At 72.6% G+C, this 15131-nt stretch carries 15 protein-coding genes; 2 read left to right on the top strand and 13 right to left on the bottom strand.

Annotated features, from left to right (window positions below):
* Nucleotides 1-11: 11 nt before the first annotated feature.
* From GJR97_RS03305 to GJR97_RS03345, 9 genes are read right to left on the bottom strand one after another with little or no spacing between them, the layout of a single operon-like run.
* Nucleotides 12-923, bottom strand: a complete 912-nt coding sequence (locus GJR97_RS03305) for an alpha/beta hydrolase (protein ID WP_229275945.1) — start codon at nucleotides 921-923, stop codon at nucleotides 12-14.
* Nucleotides 920-1684: a 3-hydroxybutyrate dehydrogenase gene (locus GJR97_RS03310; protein WP_154345085.1), complete on the bottom strand. Its 765-nt coding sequence runs from the start codon at nucleotides 1682-1684 to the stop codon at nucleotides 920-922. The genes GJR97_RS03305 and GJR97_RS03310 overlap by 4 nt, the downstream gene beginning before the upstream one ends.
* Nucleotides 1681-2343, bottom strand: coding sequence for a TetR/AcrR family transcriptional regulator (locus GJR97_RS03315; RefSeq protein WP_154345086.1), 663 nt, complete (start codon nucleotides 2341-2343; stop codon nucleotides 1681-1683). The genes GJR97_RS03310 and GJR97_RS03315 overlap by 4 nt, the downstream gene beginning before the upstream one ends.
* Complete coding sequence (locus GJR97_RS03320) at nucleotides 2340-3899, bottom strand: class I adenylate-forming enzyme family protein (protein ID WP_154345087.1); 1560 nt, start codon at nucleotides 3897-3899, stop codon at nucleotides 2340-2342. Before GJR97_RS03320 ends, GJR97_RS03315 begins: the two co-directional genes overlap by 4 nt.
* Nucleotides 3892-4980, bottom strand: a complete 1089-nt coding sequence (locus GJR97_RS03325; protein ID WP_154345088.1) for a branched-chain amino acid ABC transporter permease — start codon at nucleotides 4978-4980, stop codon at nucleotides 3892-3894. Before GJR97_RS03325 ends, GJR97_RS03320 begins: the two co-directional genes overlap by 8 nt.
* Complete coding sequence (locus GJR97_RS03330; protein WP_154345089.1) at nucleotides 4977-5852, bottom strand: branched-chain amino acid ABC transporter permease; 876 nt, start codon at nucleotides 5850-5852, stop codon at nucleotides 4977-4979. Before GJR97_RS03330 ends, GJR97_RS03325 begins: the two co-directional genes overlap by 4 nt.
* Nucleotides 5852-6580, bottom strand: coding sequence for an ABC transporter ATP-binding protein (locus tag GJR97_RS03335; protein WP_154345090.1), 729 nt, complete (start codon nucleotides 6578-6580; stop codon nucleotides 5852-5854). Before GJR97_RS03335 ends, GJR97_RS03330 begins: the two co-directional genes overlap by 1 nt.
* Nucleotides 6577-7332 carry an ABC transporter ATP-binding protein gene (locus tag GJR97_RS03340; protein ID WP_154345091.1) on the bottom strand — a complete coding sequence of 252 codons (756 nt, stop codon included), beginning with the start codon at nucleotides 7330-7332 and terminating at the stop codon, nucleotides 6577-6579. The genes GJR97_RS03335 and GJR97_RS03340 overlap by 4 nt, the downstream gene beginning before the upstream one ends.
* 47 nt (nucleotides 7333-7379) lie before the next feature.
* The gene (locus tag GJR97_RS03345) at nucleotides 7380-8579 is read right to left on the bottom strand and encodes a substrate-binding domain-containing protein (protein ID WP_154345092.1); all 1200 of its coding nucleotides are present in this window, start codon (nucleotides 8577-8579) and stop codon (nucleotides 7380-7382) included.
* A 153-nt stretch (nucleotides 8580-8732) separates the two neighbouring features.
* Between GJR97_RS03345 and GJR97_RS03350 the strand changes: the two genes are divergently transcribed.
* Together GJR97_RS03350 and GJR97_RS03355 are read left to right on the top strand one after the other, a co-directional pair.
* The gene (locus tag GJR97_RS03350; protein WP_154345093.1) at nucleotides 8733-9917 is read left to right on the top strand and encodes an acetyl-CoA C-acetyltransferase; all 1185 of its coding nucleotides are present in this window, start codon (nucleotides 8733-8735) and stop codon (nucleotides 9915-9917) included.
* Between the two features lie 71 nt (nucleotides 9918-9988).
* Entirely contained in the window at nucleotides 9989-11269 is a 1281-nt protein-coding gene (locus GJR97_RS03355; protein WP_229275946.1) for a low temperature requirement protein A, read from the top strand.
* Between the two features lie 121 nt (nucleotides 11270-11390).
* Here the strand turns inward: GJR97_RS03355 and GJR97_RS03360 are convergent, their stop codons facing one another.
* The 4 genes from GJR97_RS03360 to GJR97_RS03375 form a co-directional block, all read right to left on the bottom strand.
* On the bottom strand, nucleotides 11391-11681 hold the full coding sequence (locus GJR97_RS03360) for an SHOCT domain-containing protein (RefSeq protein ID WP_154345094.1): 291 nt from the start codon (nucleotides 11679-11681) through the stop codon (nucleotides 11391-11393).
* A 132-nt stretch (nucleotides 11682-11813) separates the two neighbouring features.
* The gene (locus tag GJR97_RS03365; protein WP_154345095.1) at nucleotides 11814-12476 is read right to left on the bottom strand and encodes a response regulator; all 663 of its coding nucleotides are present in this window, start codon (nucleotides 12474-12476) and stop codon (nucleotides 11814-11816) included.
* The gene (locus tag GJR97_RS03370; protein WP_154345096.1) at nucleotides 12473-13657 is read right to left on the bottom strand and encodes a sensor histidine kinase; all 1185 of its coding nucleotides are present in this window, start codon (nucleotides 13655-13657) and stop codon (nucleotides 12473-12475) included. The genes GJR97_RS03365 and GJR97_RS03370 overlap by 4 nt, the downstream gene beginning before the upstream one ends.
* 106 nt (nucleotides 13658-13763) lie before the next feature.
* The gene (locus GJR97_RS03375; protein ID WP_324613093.1) at nucleotides 13764-15089 is read right to left on the bottom strand and encodes a M50 family metallopeptidase; all 1326 of its coding nucleotides are present in this window, start codon (nucleotides 15087-15089) and stop codon (nucleotides 13764-13766) included.
* Between the last annotated feature and the right edge of the window lie 42 nt (nucleotides 15090-15131).

Raw genomic sequence — 15131 nt, forward strand, 5'->3', positions numbered from 1 at the left:
TGACCTCCTCGTCAACGCGTCCCGACGGATGCCGCGGCGTCCGCCTCGGCCAGCCGCGGCGCGACGACCTCGGCGACCCGGGCGGCGCCCGCATCCGTCATGACGATGGTGTAGTGGTTGAGCTCCGCGACCTCGGTGACGCGGAGCGCCGGCATCCGTTCTGCGGTCGCCGCCACCCGTTCGGCAGGGTACAGCGCCTCGGGCTGGTCGAGCATCCCGCGCTCGGCGCGGAGGAAGTCGACGGGGGCGGGAAGTCCGAGCAGGTCCCCGAGGTAGCCGTCGCCGCCGTCGAGCTCGAGCACGTTCTGGGCGACCGCCTCGGAGCGCGACGAGCTGCGCAGCTCGGGCTCCGAGCCGACCAGGTCGTACGCGACGTAGTCGGCGACGCGCTCATCCCACGCCGGGCCGATCGCCGGGTGCGCCTTCCAGAAGTCGGCGTACGCGTCGTGGTCGGCGAACCGCATCTCCAGCCGGGCGATCGCGGGGCCGAGCACGGCGGCGGCCACCTCCTCGGGGTCGAGGCCCTCGGGGTGCGGGATCGGCAGGCCGCCGTCGACGAGCACGACCCCGGCGACGCGGTCGGGGTGCGCCGCCGCGAATCGGACGGTCACGAACGCACCCATCGAGTGCCCGACGACGAACGCCCGCTCGATGCCGAGGGCATCGAGCACGCGAAGCTGGTCGTCGGCATGGTCGCGGAGCGACCACGGTCCCGGGAGGTCGGCCGAGCGGCCGCGCCCCCGCAGGTCGGGTGCCACGATGCGCCGGTCGGGCAGCGCCGCGGCGACGTGGTGCCACGCGCGGTGGCTCGCCGTGATGCCGTGGATGGCGAGCATGGGCACGCCTGCGGCATCCGCCCGCCACTGCCCGCCGGCGAGGTCGCCGCCCCTGACCGGCACGGCGAAGGGATCGGGTCCGGTCATCGCGCGCTCCATCCGCCGTCCATCGTGTAGCTCGCGCCGGTCACCATGCGGGCGTCGTCGCTCGCGAGCCAGCGCACGAGGCTCGCCACCTCGGCGGGCTCCACGAGGCGCTTGATCGCCGACTCGGTGAGCATGACCTGCTCGACGACGTCCTCCTCGGGGATCCCGTGCACCTTCGCCTGGTCGGCGATCTGCTTCTCGACGAGCGGGGTGCGCACGTAGCCCGGATTCACGCAGTTCGACGTGACGCCGTGCGGCCCGCCCTCGAGCGCCGTCACCTTCGAGAGGCCCTCGAGGCCGTGCTTCGCGGCGACGTACGCCGACTTGTACGGCGAGGCTCGGAGGCCGTGCACGCTCGAGAGGTTGATGACCCGGCCCCAGCCGCGCTCGTACATGCCGGGCAGGGCGGCTCGGATGAGCAGGAACGGCGCCTCGAGCATGATGCGCAGGATCAGCGAGAAGCGTTCGGGCTCGAACTCCTCGATCGGGCGCACGTGCTGGATACCCGCGTTGTTGACCAGGATGTCGGCGTCGAGGGCGAGGTCGGCGAGCGCCCCGGTGTCCCCGAGGTCGACCTGCCAGGCCTCGCCGCCGATGCGCTCGGCCGCCGCGGTCGCCGCCTCGCCGTTGAGGTCGGCGATCGTCACGTGCGCGCCGGCCTCGGCGAACGCCTCGGCGCACGCGAGCCCGATGCCGCTCGCTCCCCCGGTGACGATCGCGCGTCGTCCGGCCAGTGCGGTCGATCCGGACGGTCCGGTCATGAGTCCTCCCCTTCGCCGCGGCGGTCGCCCCGTCCCAGGGCGCCGCCGATGAATCGCATCATCTCGTCGAGCACGTGCTCGGGGACCGCGTCGGTGCCCGAGGCGGTCGGATCGGCGTCGGCGCCGGGCCCGCCCGCGCCGTTGCCCCAGAGCACCCAGCGCATGCCGATCATCTCGCCGATGCCCATGAGCGCCCACGCGGCGACGGTCGGGTCGATGTCCGAGATCTCGCCGTCCAGTTGCGCCTGGCGCAGGCCGTCGATGTAGCCCTCGACGATGCGCGTGTAGTGCAGGCGCAGCGCACCCGGCGAGACGAACTCCGCCTCGCGCACCACCCGGTAGAGCGCCGGATGCTCGGCGGTGAACCGGAAGAACGCCGCGAATCCCTCGCGCTCGGCCTCGAGCCGGGTCGTCGCGCCGCGCGCGCCCTCGCTCATCGCCTGCCGCACCCGGTGGTTCAGGTCCTCGACGAGCTCGTCGAACACGTCGAGCTTGGAATCGAAGTACAGGTAGAACGTGCCCTGGCCGACGCCCGCCCGCTCGGTGATGCGCGAGACGGACGACTCGGTGTACCCGTGCTCGGCGAAGACGTGCTCGGCGGCCTCCAGGATCCGCCGCCGGGTCTGCTCGCCGCGCGCGGTGCGCGGTGCGGCGCTCATGCGTCGGCCCCCTCGGACTCGGCCTCGCGGAGGCGGACCGCGCGCTCCGCGAGCACCCTCCGCAGCGTCTTCGCGGCAGTGGAGCGCGGGATCTCGTCGATGAAGCGGATGTCGCGCGGGACCTTGTAGCCCGCGAGCGAGGACCGCGCGAACTCCGCCAGCTCGGCGGCATCCGTGATCGCACCCGGTCGGAGCACCACCCACGCCGAACCGACCTCGCCCCAGCGCGCGTCGGGCACGCCGACCACCGCGACATCGGCGACCGCGGGGTGCGCGATCAGCACCGACTCGACCTCGGCGGGCGAGACGCCCTCCCCGCCCGAGATGTAGACGTCGGTCAGCCGGTCGATGATCGTGAAGTAGCCGTCCTCGTCGCGGCGCACGAGGTCGCCCGTGTGCAGCCGGCCGTCGCGGAGCGCCGCGGCCGTGGCGTCCGGGTCGCGGAAGTACCCCGCGAACACGCCCGGCCCCGAGACCAGCAGCTCTCCCTCGGCCGCCCCGTCGAGGAGCTCGCCCGTCGCCGGGTCGGCGACGTCGACGTCGACGTGCGCGTACGGCAGGCCTGCCGAGCCGACACGCTCGCGCGCCTCGCGGTCGGGCAGGCAGAGCACGTTCGGCGACGCCTCCGTGAGGCCGTAGCCCTGGGTGAGGGCGACCCCGCGCGCGTGCCACGTGCGCAGCAGTGCCGGCGGCATGGGCGCACCGCCGACGACGGCGTGGCCGAGCCTCGAGAGGTCGGTGTGCGCGAAGTCGGGATGCTGCGCCAGGAACAGGTAGTTGGCGGGAACGCCCATCATGGTCGTGATCCCGCGCTCGGCGACGAGCCGCAGCACCCGTCCCGGGTCGAAGGTCCGCTCGAGCACCACGGTCGCGCCCGACCACCACGCGAGCAGCGGCTGGATGTTCCATCCGCCGACGTGGAACTGGGGCATGACCGCGAGCACGACGTCGTGCTCGGCGATCGCGATCGTCTTCGAGAGCGACAGGTTCGTCCAGAAGCAGTTCGCGTGGGTGAGCATGGCGCCCTTGGGGCGCGAGGTCGTCCCCGAGGTGAAGACGATGAGCAGGGTGTCGTCGTCGCGGACCTCGGTGCGGGTCGCCGGAGCGTCGCTCCGGGCGCCGGGGTGGGGCACCCGCTGCTCGACGCCGTGCGCACCGAGCGCCGCGACCGGGATGCGCCGGGCGAGCCGGGCGAGCGTCGCCCGCGAGAGCGTCTGGAACTCGTCCTCGACGAGGAGGATCACCGGATCGGCGATCTCGAGCTGCTCCGAGAGCTCGCGCGGCGACAGGCGCCACGAGAGCGGCACGAGCACGAGCCCCGCCTTGGCGCACGCGAAGAACAGCACGACGTGGTCGGCACTGTTGCCGGTGATGGTCGCGACGCGGTCGCCGATCGCGTAGCCCACCGCCCGGAAGGCCGCGGCCAGCCGCTCCGCGCGCTCGTCGAGCTCGCGATAGGAGATCGCGACGCCGCGGTCGTCGATCGCGATCGCGTCGGGCGTCGTGCGGGCGCGGTCCGAGGTCCAGCGGCCCAGGGTGCAGGCTCCGTCAGGCATCGACCGTCTCCTCCGGTTCGGCCGGGTGCTGCTTGCGGCCCGTGGCGATGCGGGCGGGCAGCCCGGCGATGCCCCCCGGGAGGAACAGCACCACGAGGACGAACAGCGTCCCCAGGATGAAGAGCGGCTCGGACAGCGGGACCCGGAGGATGTCGGGCAGGGCGGCGATCGCGTCCGACCCGGCGAGCGCCGTGAGGCGCTGGTCGAGCAGTGTGTAGACGATACCGCCCACGATCGCGCCCCACCGGGCGCCCACTCCGCCGAGCACGACGATGACCAGGAGCGTCAACGTGAAGTCGGCCGTCGCGATCCGCGGCGCCGCCCCGGACTGGAGCAGGAGGTAGCCCATGCCCGCGACCGATGCGAGGACGGAGGCCGCGATGAACACGAGGAGCTTCACGTTGTACGGGCGTATTCCGATGACGCGGACGCGGAGCTCGTTCTCGCGGATCGCCTCGGCGACATGGCCCGCGCGACTCTTCTCGACCCACAGCACGATGAGGTACACGAGCACGAGGATGCCGAGTGCGACCCAGTAGAGGTTGCGGGTGTCCACGACGCCGACGAGCTCGGGCGGGACGTGCGCGGTGTCGAGGGCGAGCCCCTCGTCGCCTCCCGTCGCGCTGCCGGGATTGCGGCGGATCAGCACCGACCCGGCCTGGGCGAACGCGAGCGTCACCATCGCGAACGAGATCCCGGTGACCCGCAGCGCGAGCGCCCCGACGGTCGCGGCGAGCACGAACCCGAGCACGAGCGTCGCCGCGATCGCGACGGTGAAGACCAGGGCGCTCGGCCATTCCGCCGGTCCGAAGGCCTCGAGCGTCATCGCGAGCCCGTAGGCGCCTGCGGCGAAGAACAGCGCGTGACCGAACGAGAGGAGGCCGGCCAGGCCGAACATCATGCGGTAGGTGAGCGCCAGCGCCGCGATCAGCAGTGCGAACGCGAGCAGCTGGAGCGTGCCCGGCGTGTAGGTCGGCCCCGGAAGGACGCCCGGGACGTCGATCGCGAGCAGCGGGAGGATCGCGAGTGCGACGACGAGCAGGATGCCGCCGATGACGAGGCGGAGCGACTTGGCGGTCATGCGGCCTTCCCCATGAGTCCACGCGGGCGGATGAGCAGGACGGCGGCGAGGAGCACGACGACGACGAGGTCGCCGGTGCCGCCGAGGTAGAAGTTCGCGAACTGCTGCAGCACCGCCACGAGCACCGAGGCGATCGCGGCGCCCGTGAGCGAGCCGAGTCCGCCGATGACGGTGACGATGAACGCGAAGATGAGCAGCACCGATCCGAGGTGCGCCGAGACGTACCCGTAGTAGACGGATGCCAGGACCCCGCCGAGCCCGGCGGCGGCACCGCCGATCGCGAACACGAGCGTGAACGAGCGGCGGACGTCGATGCCGAGGGCCGTCACCATGTGCCGGTTCTCGACGCCGGCCCTGATGATGAGGCCGTACCGGGTCCTGCGGAGGAACAGCACGATGCCGCCGAGCACGAGCACCGCGCACGCGATGAGCAGGAACCGGTCGTTCGGGATGCGGGCGCCGAGGATCTCGGTGGTCTGGGTGAGCCACGCCGGTCGGTCGGTGTAGATCGGGTCGGTGCCCCAGATCCCCTCGAACAGCGCGACGGCGGCCAGCGAGATCCCGACCGTGACGAGGGCCTGCTCGATGTGCCGCTCGTAGAGGCGGCGGATGATGAGCACCTCGGTCAGCACCGCGACCGTCGCGCCGACGAGGATGCCGACGAGCGCGGAGATCGCGAGCCCGGTCCAGGTGCCGTCGGAGATCCGGCGACCGGCCTCCCAGCCGAGGAAGGCGGCGATCGTGAGGAACGCGCCGTGCGCGAAGTTCAGCACGCCCATGAGGCCGTAGATGAGCGAGAGCCCGCTCGCGACCAGGAAGTAGAGGGCGCCGAGGCCGAGACCGGTGATGAGCAGGAGGACCAGGGTGTCCATCACGCGGCCTCCCGTTCGTCGTGCACGCCGAGGAAGCGCTGCACGCGGTCGTGGTCGTCGAGGAGTTCCTCGGCGGAGCCCGTGAAGACGACCCGGCCCGAGGAGAGCACCACCACGCGTTCGGCGAGGCGGCGCACGACGAGCAGGTTCTGCTCGACGAGGAGGATCGGGGCCGTGCGCGCGGCCTCGGCGAGTGCATCGGCGACCTCGTCGACGATGCGCGGGGCGAGTCCCTTGGTCGGCTCGTCGACGAGCAGCAACCGGTTCTCGTTCACGAGTGCGCGAGCGAGCGAGACCATCTGCTGCTGGCCGCCGGAGAGCGTGCCCGCGCGCTGCTCGCGTCGGGCCTCGAGGTCGGGGAAGAGGGATGCCACGAGCTCGCGCCGCGGCGAGCGGTCGCGCTCGGCCAGGCGCAGGTTCTCGGCCACGGTGAGCGAGCCGAAGACCTCGCGGTCCTCCGGCACGTACGCGACGCCGCGCTGCACGATGCGGTGCGTGGGCGCCCGGTCGATGCGCTCACCGGCCAGGCGCACCTCGCCGCTGCGGTCGATCAGGCCGAGGATCGACTTGATCGTCGACGTCTTCCCGACGCCGTTGCGGCCGAGGAGCGCCGTGACGCCGGTCGCCGGGACGTCGAACGAGACGTCCTCGACGACCTGCTGGCCGGCGATGCGGCCGTAGAGGTTCCGGACGCTCAGGATGGGTTCGTCCGCGACGGGCCCGCTCATGCGGCGGACCCGAGGTAGGCGGATTGGACGGTGGGGTTCGCCATGACGGCCTCCGGGGAGTCGGCGGCGAGCAGTTCGCCGTGGTGCATGACGGCGACCCGGTCGGCGAGACCGAGGACGACGTCCATGTGGTGCTCGACCATGAGCACGGTGCGACCGCCGCGATGGAGCCCGCGGATCACCTCGGTGAGCGCCGGGACGTCGGCCGAGCCGACGCCCGCCATGGGCTCGTCGAGGAGGATCACGCGCGGCTCCATCGCGATGAGCATCGCGATCTCGACCTTCCGCTTCTCGCCGTGCGAGAGCCCCGAGGCGCCGGCGCCGGCGCGCTGCGCCATGCCGACCTCCTCGAGGGCGGCGAGGGCTCGCCGGGTCGCGGCATCCGTGCGCCGCGGGGTGCGGAACACGGATGCCGCGCGGCCCTCGCGCACCTGGGCGGCCAGCCGCACGTTCTCGAGCACGTCGAGCGCCGGGAAGAGGCTCGAGGTCTGGAACGTGCGGCCGAGGCCGGCCGCGGCGCGGCGGTGCACCGGCTGGGTGGTCACGTCGGCGCCCGCGAGGCGCACTGCGCCCTCCGTGGGTCGCAGGACACCGGAGACGATGTTGAAGAGCGTCGTCTTGCCGGCGCCGTTCGGGCCGATGACGCCGAGCATCTCGCCCTCGGGCACGCTGAGCGACACGTCCTTGAGGATGTGGGCTCCGCCGATCCGGAGGGTGACGTGCTCGAGTTCGAGCGCCGCGTGGTCGGTCATGATCGCGTGTGCTTTCCGTTCCTGGTCGGTTCGGGTGGGTGGTGCGCTCAGCCGACGACCGGCGGGGCGACGGTCTCGGCGTCGATCGTCTCGATGAGCTCGGGGGCCCATCCGTCGGCGCCCTCGACGAGCCTGACCTGGTACATGGGCTGGATGAGCGCGTGGTCCTCGGCGCGCACGGTGACCTCGCCCTTGACCGACTCGAAGGTCCATCCCTCGAGCGCCTCGATCATGGCGTCGACGTCGTCGCCGCCCTCTCGGACGGCCTGCACGATCATCTGCGCGGCCACGAAGCCGTCGACCGAGAACAGGTCCGGAACGGCGCCGGCCTCCTCGAGGCGGGTGATCATCTCGTCCTCGATGTCGGTGCCCGCGGCACCGCCGAAGTAATGGTTGAGGAACGAGATGTCGCCGGAGGCGTCGCCGTAGGCCTGGTAGGTGGCGACGTCGCCGAGGCCGGTGACCACGGGGGCGCTCTCGAACACGCCCTGCTGCTGCAGCGCGGTCCACATGGCACCCGACGAGGCGCCGGCCCACGCGACGAAGACGAGGTCGGCGTCGGCGTCGATCAGCTGCTGGGCGAACGGCGTGAACTCGGTCGCGTCCTCGGCGACGAGCACGCCCTGCACGTCGGCGCCCTGGCCGCCGAGCACGGCCTCCACGCCGGCGAGGTTGCCCTGGCCGAACGCGGTGTCCTGGGCGAAGACGACGACCTTCTTGCCGGCGGGGTCGCCGATGAAGGTGCCCGCGGTCGCGACGTCCTGGTACGTCTGGCGGCCCGAGCGGAACGTGTACTCGTTGACACCGGTGATCGCGTCGGCCGCGGCGGGTCCGGAGACGTAGAGGATCTCGTTCTGCTCGGCCTGCTCGGCGAGCGAGAGCGCGATGCCGGAGGCGACCGTGCCGGCGAGCACCTTGGTGCCCTGGCCGATCAGGTCCTTGGCCTTGGCGACCGCGGTGTCGGGGTTGCCCTGGTCGTCCTCCCAGGTGATCTCGAGTTCGCGGCCGTCGACCTCCCCGGTGCCGTCCGTGGCGTAGTCGAGGCCGGCCTCGAAGCCCGCGACGTACGCCTCGCCGTACGCGGCGAGCGGACCGGTCTCGGACGTGATCATGCCGATGGCGACCGGAGCGGCGTCCGCCCCGTCGGCGTCGCCTCCCCCGGAGGCGGTGGTCGGTGCGCAACCGGCCAGGGTGAGCGCCGCGGCGGCGACGAGCGCCGGCGCGAGGTACTTCGGTGTAACTCGCATGCTGTGAGCCTCTCTGAGTGACGACGGTGTCAGAAACCTGACAGGTGGTTCAGGTCTCAGGAACGTACACTAGAGTCGATCGCGCACGACGCGCAACCCGGATCGGCGCACCGACCCCGTGCACCGACGCAGAGACGAAGGAGTCCCACCGAAATGAGCTTTCCCGACGTCGTCATCGTCGCCGGCGCCCGCACGCCGTTCGGCCGCATCGCCGGAACCCTCGGCAGTCGAACCGCCGTCGAGCTCGGCACCGTCGCCATCCGCGGCGCCCTCGAGAAGGCCGGGGTCTCCCCCGACGACGTCGACGCCGTGATCATGGGGCAGGTGCTCCAGGCCGGAGCCGGCCAGAACCCCGCCAAGCAGTCCGCGGTCGCGGCGGGCATCCCGTGGCGCGTGCCCGCGATCACGCTGAACAAGGTGTGCCTGTCGGGCCTGGTCGCCGTGGCGGACGCCGCGCGGCTGATCCGCCTCGGCGAGGCCGAGGTCGTCGTCGCGGGCGGCCAGGAGTCCATGACCAACGCGCCCCACCTGCTCCCCGGATCCCGGAAGGGGCACATGTACGGCAGCGTCGAGCTGCTCGACCACACCGCAGCCGACGGCCTCACCGACGCGTTCGACCACGAGTCGATGGGCGCCTCGACCGAGCGCTTCAACGAGCGCTACGGCCTCGGCCGCGCCGAACAGGACGAGATCGCCGCCGCCTCGCACGTCCGTGCCGGCCGAGCGCAGGCCGACGGCCTGTTCGACGACGAGATCGTGCCCGTCGAGATCCCCCAGCGCAAGGGCGACCCCGTGGTCGTCACGACCGACGAGGGCGTGCGCCCCGACTCCACGCCCGAGACGCTGTCGAAGCTCCGGCCCGCCTTCGCCGAGGGCGGTGCGATCACCGCCGGCAACTCCTCGCCGATCTCCGACGGCGCCGCGGCCGTCGTCGTCGCGAGCCGCGCATGGGCCGAGGAGCGGGGCCTGCCGTGGCTCGCGCTGGTCGGAGCATCCGGCCAGGTCGCCGGGCCCGACAACTCGCTGCACTCGCAGCCCTCCAACGCCATCGCGGCGGCGCTCGACCGGGCCGGCTGGGAGGCGGCCGACCTCGACCTCGTCGAGATCAACGAGGCGTTCGCCGCGGTGTCGCTGCAGTCGATGAAGGACCTCTCGCTCGACCGGGAGAAGGTCAACGTCCACGGCGGGGCGATCGCGCTCGGCCACCCCATCGGCGCCTCCGGCGCCCGCCTGGCGCTCCACGCCGCACTCGAACTCGCCCGACGCGACGGCGGCAGGGCGGCCGTGGCGCTGTGCGGCGGCGGCGGCCAGGGCGAGGCGCTCCTGCTCTCCCGCTGACACGCGCCGGCGGGCCCCTGCTGTGGTGGAATGAACCCCACGGCAGGGGCCCGCCCGGCGAGGAGGCGCAGATGAGCGAGACGACGACGGATGCCTCGGGGCGGCCGGCGCCCCGGCCGATGCGGCTCGACCACCGCCTCCGCCGGATGACCGGCCGCGACCCCGACGAGCCGCACCGTTCGGCCACCCCGCTCGAGCTCTTCTTCGACCTCGTCTTCGTCGCGGCGTTCAGCGCGGCGGGAAGCCAGACCGCGCACCTGCTCGAGCTCGGGCACTTCGGGGCGGCGACTGCGGGCTTCGTGTTCGCGGTGTTCGCGATCGCGTGGGCATGGATCAACTTCACGTGGCTCGCATCGGCCTACGACAACGACGACGTCTTCTTCCGCGTCGCCACGATGGTCGTGATGATCGGCGTCATCGTGCTCGCGCTCGGACTCCCCCAGGCGTTCCACTCGATCGACGAGGGCGGCGAACTCGAGAACGGCGTCGTGGTGATCGGGTACGTGATCATGCGCGTCGCGGTCGTCGCGCTCTGGATCCGCGCCGCGCGCCACGACCCGCCGCGACGGCGCACCGCCCTGACCTACGTCGTGCTCGTCTCGACCGCGCAGGTCGGCTGGATCCTGCTGCTCGTCGCGAATCCCCCGCTCTCGACGGTGTTCATCCTGTGGCTCGCGCTGGTCGCGTTCGAGATGGCGGGCCCGATGATCGCCGAGCGCGTCGGCGGCGGCACGCCGTGGCATCCGCACCACGTCGCCGAACGGTACGGCCTGCTCGTCATCATCACCCTCGGCGAGATCGTGCTGGGCACCATCCTCGCGATCAGCGCCGTCGTCGAGGAGCAGGGCTGGGACGTCGAGGCCGTGCTCGTCACCGTCGGCGGAACGATGCTCGCGTTCGGACTCTGGTGGGTGTACTTCGTCATGCCCTCGGGCGCAGTGCTCGCGAGGCACCGCGAACGCGGGTTCGTCTGGGGCTATGGGCACCTGGCGATCTTCGGCTCGCTCGCCGCGACCGGCGCGGGACTGCACGTCGCGGCGTACGTCATCGAGGGCGAGGCCCACATCGACGACACGACGGCGCTCCTCACCGTCGTCGTCCCGGTGGCCGTGTTCTCCACCGCGCTCTTCACCATCTACGCGGCGCTGCTGCGCGAGTTCGACCCGTTCCACATCGTGCTCTACGTCGGCAGCCTCGTCCCGCTCGTCGCCGCGGTGATGGCCGTCGCCGGCGGCGCGAGCATGGGCCTCGGCATCGTGATCGCGTCGCTCTCGCCCGTCGTCGTGATCGTCGGGTACGAGACCATCGGGCATCGGCACCAGGCGTCCGCACTCGAGCGCGCGCTGGCCTGAGCGGTCGAGCCCGAGCGGTCGGACCCGGACCCCGCCTCGCGAACGCGTGGGAATCCGCACCGTACGGCCGCGGGTCGGCACGCGGTGCGGATTCCCGTGCGTCCTGCTCGTGCGGACGGCCTCAGCCGTTCGGACGGTTCGCGCGCAGGACCTCGAGCCGCGCACGGTACTCCGTCTCGTCGACGTCGCCCTGGGCGAAGCGCTCGGCGAGCGTGGACTCCGCCGATGCCGTCCGCGCCCACGGCGGGCCGTCGGGACCGCCCCAGTCGCGTCGGCGGCGCGTGACGAGGAACACGACGAGCCCGATCACGAGGATCCAGAGGATCGGGACGAACAGGAACGCCCAGCCGAATCCGGCGGCCCACGGGCCGGCGTGGGCGGCCGCGGATGCGGCGGCGAGGGAGGTGAGCATGTCGGGACTCCTTGATCGTGCGGCCCCGGTGCGGGCCGTCGATCACAGCCTCGCCGCGGGGTCCTCCCAGCGCATCCGCCACCGGGTGACACTCGGGCTGCTCCTCGGGGAGCACGGCGCCGGTCCGCGACGTCACTGCCAGCCGGGCGCGACGAGCCCGGTCTCGTAGGCCACGACCACGAGTTGCACCCGGTCGCGCGCGTGCAGCTTCGACATGATCCTCGACACGTGGGTCTTCGCCGTGAGCGGGCTGAGCACGAGTCGCCCCGCGATCTCGTCGTTCGTGAGCCCCTGCCCGACGAGCCGGAGCACCTCGCGCTCGCGGTCGGTGAGCGCCGCGAGGGCACCGGCGTCGGGCGCGTCGCGGAGGCCGACGGCCATCCGTTCGAGCAGGCGCCGGGTGACGCCGGGCGACAGCAGCGCCTCGCCGGCGGCGACCACCCGCACGGCGCGGATGAGGTCCACCGGTTCGGTGTCCTTCACGAGGAATCCGCTCGCGCCGGCCCGGACCGCCCGCGCGACGTACTCGTCGAGCTCGAACGTCGTGACGACGACCACGCGCACTCCCGCGAGCGACGGGTCGGCGGCGATCCGCTCGGTCGCCCAGAGGCCGTCGCCCCCGGGCATCCGGATGTCCATGAGCACGACGTCGACGGGCTCGGCGCGCACGAGCGCCAGCAGGTCCTCGCCCGTCGAGGCCTCACCGACGACGGCGACGTCCGGCTCGGCTTCGAGCAGGGCGCGGAACCCCGCCCGGACCAGCACCTGGTCGTCGGCGAGCGCCACCCGGATCATGCGCCGGCTCCCCACGGGAGTCGCGCCGCGACCCGCGTGCCGCCGCCCGGGGAGCGCTCGACCTCGACGGTTCCGCCCAGCAGGGCGGCGCGTTCGCGCATGCCGAGGATGCCGCTTCCCTCGGTCGCTCCCCGCATGCCGTGGCCGTCGTCGTCGACGGTCAGGAGCAGTTCGTCGTCCAGCCGTTCGACGGCCACGATCGCTCGCGTCGCGTCGGCATGCCGCACCACGTTGGTGAGCGCCTCCTGGGCGATGCGATAGACGGCGAGCTGCACCGCGCGGGGCGGCGCGTGATGCAGCCGATCGACGAGCTCGGCCTCGAAGCCGGGCGCGGCGACCCCTGCCACGAGTCGCGGGAGCGCCGCGAGGTCGGGCTGCGGCGCGAGCGGCGTGGCTTCGCCGCCTTCGGCGTCGCCCTCGCCCCGGATCACGCCGAGCACGCTGCGCACCTCCTCCAGCGCGGACTTCGAGGTCGACTTCACGCTCTCCAACGCGCTCCTCGCCTGGTCGGGATCGCGGTCCATGAGGTGCAGGCCGACGCTCGCCTGCACGTTGATCTGCGAGAGCGCGTGCCCGATGACGTCGTGCAGTTCCCGGGCGATCCGCATCCGCTCGCGCTCCTCGGCGGTCCGTCGTCGACGGGCGAGGTCGGCGCGGTACGCCGCCGCACGCTCGCGGCGCACGCGGACGAAGGTGCCGATGCCGAAGCAGGCCGCGAGGAGCGCCGTGGTGGCCGCGACGCGGAGCGGGTGCCAGTCGGGGCCGAAGCTCGACGCCAGCACGATCGCCGCGACCCAACCCGACACGACCGACACGACGGCCCAAGCCAGGGCACCGCGGGCGACGGCGAGGACGATCGCGAATGCGAGCGCGACGTACGGCGGCCCGACGTCCGGCGGGAGGAGCAGGTCGGCGAGCGCGAGCGCGCTGATCGCGGCGACCGTCGGGCCGGGCGCGCGCCGCGCTGCCAGGAGGGTGAGCGGGCCGGCGATCGCCAGCCCGACGTGCAGGACCTCGAGGCTCGCGGGGAGCCGCGTCCACACTGCGATGGCGATCGCGGCGGGGACCTGGACGATCGCGCTGACGACCACCGGGGCGACGAGCACGGCGGTCGGCGAGGGCCGGAATCGCTCGGGTCGTCCGCCCCGGGGGGCGGCGCCGTCCCAGGTCGGCGCGGGCATCTCCCGATCGTATCCCCGGGCGGCCGACGCGGGATCGACCCGGGGATGCGACCGCACCTGCACCCCCGGGAGTACGTCCCGCGCGCACGGTGCAGCGCCGACCGGCTCAGAGCACGCTGATCGGCTTCACGATGTCGGCGTAGATGAGCAGCGCGCTCATGCCACCGAGGATGATCACCATCGCGAACGTGAGCGGCATCAGCTTCGCGAGGTCGACCGGCCCCGGGTCGGGTCGGTTCCTGAGCTTCGCCCAGCCCCGACGGATCGCCTCCCACAGGGCGCCGGCGATGTGTCCGCCGTCGAGCGGCAGGAGCGGGATGAGGTTGAAGACGAAGAGGGCGACGTTGAGCGACGCGAGGATGCCGACGAGGCCCGCCGCACGCGAGGCGATCGGAATCTCGTCGAGGCTCGCGATCTCGCCCGCGACGCGGCCGACGCCGACCACCGAGATCGGGCCGTTCGGATCGCGCTCCTCCGGTCCGAACGCGGCGTTGGCGACGTCCACCAACCGCTGCGGGAGGTTCACGATGATCCCGGCGACCGCCTGGACGTTCTCGCCGACCATCGGCAGCACTGCCGACGCCGGCTGTCGCACCGTCTCGGCGGCGGGCCCGATGCCCACGAAGCCGACCTGGTCGGTGATCGGCTCGCCGTCGGCGCCGTCGACGATCCGGCCCTGCTCGTCGAGCACGTAGCGCTCGCTGAGCAACGGCGTCACCGAGAGCGTGACCTCCTCCCCGTCGCGCTCGACGACGACCGGGATCTCCTCATCCGGGTGCGCCCGGATGATCGCGGTGGACTCCGCCCACGTCTGGATCGGCTGGCCTGCGACCACGAGGAGGGAGTCGCCGGGCTGGATGCCCGCTTCGGCGCCCGGTGCCGCCGGGTCGCCGGGCTCGCACGTCTGGCGCTCGCTCGTCGCGGGCAGTGCGCATTCCGACACCGATCCGATCGTCGTGGAGGGCTGGGCGATGCCGAAGCCCATGAGCAGCACGCCGAAGAGCACGATGGCGAGGACGAGGTTCATGAACGGCCCGCCGAACATGACGACGATCCGCTTCCAGACCGGGAGCCGGTAGAACGCGCGGTGCTCGTCGCCGGGGGTGATGGAGTCGGCGCTGGAGTCGCGGGCGTCCTGGACGAGCGTGCGGAAGAAGCCCGTGCTGTCCTCCTTGGCGTGACCGTCCTTGCCGGGCGGGAACATTCCGATCATGGCGATGTAGCCCCCGAGCGGGATCGCCTTGACCCCGTACTCGGTCTCGCCCTTCCGGCGCGACCAGATGGTCGGCCCGAAGCCGATCATGTACTGGGTCACCTTGACGCCGAACAGCTTGGCGGGCACGAGGTGCCCGATCTCGTGCAGGCCGATCGAGACGGCGAGGCCGACGACGATGATGGCGACGCCGATCACGAACAGGAGCACGGATTCCACCCCGTCATCGTAGGGGCGATCCCTTGGTGCGCGCTGTCCGCG

Source organism: Agromyces kandeliae (assembly GCF_009674665.1).
GTDB classification, from domain to species: Bacteria; Actinomycetota; Actinomycetes; order Actinomycetales; family Microbacteriaceae; genus Agromyces; species Agromyces kandeliae.